General features: G+C 71.4%; 3 protein-coding genes and 1 pseudogene. 1 reads left to right on the top strand and 3 read right to left on the bottom strand.

Annotated features, from left to right (window positions below):
• Positions 1 to 247: 247 nt before the first annotated feature.
• The 3 genes and pseudogenes from ACESM1_RS30275 to ACESM1_RS30265 all read right to left on the bottom strand — a co-directional run bounded on the left by ACESM1_RS30275 (position 248) and on the right by ACESM1_RS30265 (position 2,770).
• Positions 248 to 1,048 carry a terminase gpA endonuclease subunit gene (locus ACESM1_RS30275; RefSeq protein ID WP_372625120.1) on the bottom strand — a complete coding sequence of 267 codons (801 nt, stop codon included), beginning with the start codon at positions 1,046 to 1,048 and terminating at the stop codon, positions 248 to 250.
• A pseudogene (locus tag ACESM1_RS30270) lies at positions 1,035 to 2,006 on the bottom strand (terminase gpA endonuclease subunit); the annotation flags it as partial. The pseudogene ACESM1_RS30270 and the gene ACESM1_RS30275, both read right to left, overlap by 14 nt.
• A 200-nt stretch (positions 2,007 to 2,206) precedes the next feature.
• Complete coding sequence (locus ACESM1_RS30265; RefSeq protein ID WP_372625118.1) at positions 2,207 to 2,770, bottom strand: elements of external origin; 564 nt, start codon at positions 2,768 to 2,770, stop codon at positions 2,207 to 2,209.
• A 106-nt stretch (positions 2,771 to 2,876) separates the two neighbouring features.
• Here ACESM1_RS30265 and ACESM1_RS30260 point away from each other — a divergent pair, with 106 nt between their 5' ends.
• Positions 2,877 to 3,101 (top strand): hypothetical protein, encoded by a 225-nt coding sequence (locus ACESM1_RS30260; RefSeq protein ID WP_372625116.1) that lies wholly within the window; start codon positions 2,877 to 2,879, stop codon positions 3,099 to 3,101.
• The last annotated feature ends 95 nt before the right edge of the window (positions 3,102 to 3,196 follow it).

The raw sequence follows: 3,196 nt of genomic DNA, 5'->3' as shown, positions 1-3,196 counted from the left end.
GCCGCGGTCCGAGCGCGAGGGCAAGGACCGCGCCCCGCCCACCGGCTCCATCCTTCGAGAACCAACACAGACTGTCCGATCAAGTCTCAGCTATCGCAGTTGGACGCTCGTTAGGGGCGCGCACGCCGCCGCGTCCGACCCGGTCCGCATCGGCAGCCTACAAGGACCACAGACACCCCTCGAACGCTGCGGACCGACGCCGCTCACGCCGTCACAGCTCTACCCGTCTCCGTTCCGAACTGGGTTCTCAGCGCAGCCAGCCCGTGCGCGGCGTGAGCCACGTGCGGGGCCGCGCCGCCCCAGCAGCCGGCGAAGGCGAAGCATCGGGCGAGGGCGCCGGCTCGGCGGCCGGCAGCGAAAGCGCATCGGCCATCCTCGCCCAGCGACCGTCACCCCATCCGTCCATGCCGACCGCCGCCGCAGCCGCGCGGGCGTAGACCCGGCAGTCGAGCGCCTCGTTGCGTCCCCTGGTCTTCACCCATTCCAGTCGGCGAAAGCCGTTGCGGCCCGCGCGCGCCACCAGCTGCTCGGCGATGAGCTGACGGCAGAACTCCTCGCCCGCGGCGTGCACGGGCAGATGCACGTAGCCGGCGGGGAACGGATCGCCGCTCTCTGCCGTCGGCCGCTCCAACTTCAGCCAGCCGTAGGTCTCGCCCTTCAGGAAGGAGGAGCCCACCGGCCAGACCTTCAAGCCACCGAGCTTCCGCCCGTTGCGCCGCACCTCCGTCGCCGCCGGCTGGCCGATCGCGGCGCGCAGCCCGTCCTGACCCTTCACGGCGATGGCACGGCCTGCGCCGCACCGCCGCACGAAGGCGTAGACCTCGGCGGTGGTCATGCCGTCGCCGCTGTCGATCGCGGCCATGGCCACGGGCAGGCGGTGCCCGCTGGCGTGCCGCCAGGTCTCGCCGAGCAGCAGCCGCAGTTCCTCCCGCGCCGCCGCCTCGAACGGGTTCCCCGCCAGGACGCGGTGCTCGAACCAGCCAGGACTGGCGATCCTGTCCCCAGGCCCAGATGCTCGCCTCGAGGCGATCGCGCTGCACGTCGACACCGGCCGTCAGCAGCAGGCCGCCCGCCGGCACTTTGCCCGCGGGCCAGTGCTCGCGGCGATCATAGAGCCGCTGCCAGTCCGGTGCCTCGCCAGCTTCCTGCCAGGTCTCGCCCAGCACGGTGTTGCGAAAGGTCTTGATGGCGCGGTCGTCGCCCTGCGCCGCGAGCCAGAGCCGGGCGATCTCCGACCAGGGCATCCAGCCCGGCGGCGAGTAGAGCGCTAAGATGTGGAAGCCGATCGCGTGCGGATCCGTCGCCGTCGCGGTGGCTCGCCACGTCCCGGCAGCCAGCATCGCCGCCTTGTGCTGCTCCCCGATCGGCGCGTCGCAGGCTTCGCAGAGATAGCGTGCCGTCTCCGGTTCCCCGTCGTCCCAGACCAGCCGCTCGAAGCGCAGCCACTGCATCGCCAGGCAGTGCGGGCACGGCAGGAAGTAGCGCCGCTGGTCGGTCGCCAGATACTCGCGCTCGATCCGCGACAGCCCCGCGATGGTCGGCGTGCTGACGAGGAACACCTTCCGCCGCCAGCCAAAGGTGCGGGCCCGCGCCTCAGCCAGCGCGATCGGATCGCCTTCGCCCTCGACGTCGCCGGCATAGGCGTCGATCTCGTCCAGGAACAGGAACCGTGCCGACATGGGGCGCAGGCCGACTGCGCTGTTCGCGCCGGTCATCACCAGCCGCCCGCCCGGGAACTCCTTCGAGAGCTGACGATTGCCGCTGTCGCGCGAGCGGGCCGGCGCAACGCGTTCCCGGATCGCCCGCGTCTCCTCGATCAACGGATCGATGCGCTGGTCGGAGAAGCGCTTGGCCAGTTCCGTTGTCGGCTGCACCGCGAGCATCGGCCCCGGCGCATGGTGGATGACATAGCCAATCCATCCATTGCCGCACTCCGTGCCGCCGACCTGCGCCCCTTTCATGAACACCACGCGCCTCGCCGGGTGTGCCGGCGACAGCGCGTCCATCACCTCCTTCAGGTAGGGCGTGCGCGATGTCCGCCATGGCCCGGGTTCGGCCGAGCCGCGGCTGCTCAGGATGCGATGCTTGTCCGCCCATTCCGACACGAGCAGCGCCGGCTCCGGCGCCATGCCGTCGCGCCAGGCCTGCAGGATCTCGGCGTCACCATCGAAGCGGCCGAGCTCCTCCAGCAGATGTTCGCCCGGCATCATGGAACCTGGACCCGCACATCGTGCCGCGCCGCCAGGTGCTCGCGCAGGCGCGTGTCCATCATCGTCTGCAGCCGGTGCGCGTCGACGCCGAGTTCGGCCGCCATCTCGGCGGCGACGCGGGCGGGCCAGGCGAGGATGGCGTCACGCTCCTCCTTGGCGAGGCGGTGCACGAGCAGCAGCGCGCGGGCCTTGTCCACCAGCTTGCCCTTGCGCTCGTCGAGCCGCAGCCGGCGCTCCTGCGCCTTCAGCACCTCGTTCGCCGTGCGCGCGTCGTGGAACGTGCTGCCCGCGGCCCGCGGCAGCGGATCGGGCGCGGGCGCTGCGATCGGCGGCGAGACCGGCCGCGGCGGCACCGGTGCGACGAAGGCCGCCGTCTTCCGCGTGGGATCGCTGCTGTCGGCCAGCCGCGCCCGGACCTTCTCCAGGTCCCAGCCGCCATCGGCCTCGGGTGCGATGCGGCCGGCGCGATGCGCCTTCTGCAACGCAGTGTGGGAGACGCCGAGGCGTCGCGCCACCTCGCGCTGCGAGGCCACGCGGCCCGGCTGCGCAGCGGCGATCATGATGTAATCGAGATCCTTTGAAGAACGGTGCTTTGGCGATCACGCTTGGCTCGGGCGCGGCACAGCGCGAATGGTCCGTCACGCGATGCGGATGACGGAGACCACGATGACGACGCGTGAAGCCAACCAGCAGCGGAGCCTCGAAGCCTTCCTGGCTAAGAAGGCGGAGTTCGACGCCCTGCTCGCCGAACTGCAGCAGGCCAGCGACGACCACTTCGGCGCTGATCCCGAGGCGGTGCTCTGGGGCGACGCCGCCTGGCTGGCCGACGCCGCCACGAAGCTGAAGGCCATCGCGGACCAGCACTTCTGCCGCGGGGAATACGCCGCCTAGGAGCCTGTCCTTGTAACTGGAATTTGGCTGGCTGCGGTCCGGGCGTGCCGGCCTGGATGGCCGGCGCGAGGCGGTTGCCGGTCAGGCGGCGGCGA

This window comes from Falsiroseomonas sp., from assembly GCF_041690465.1.
Classification (GTDB): Bacteria; Pseudomonadota; Alphaproteobacteria; order Acetobacterales; family Acetobacteraceae; genus Falsiroseomonas.
This window is presented reverse-complemented; position numbering and strand designations above follow the sequence as displayed.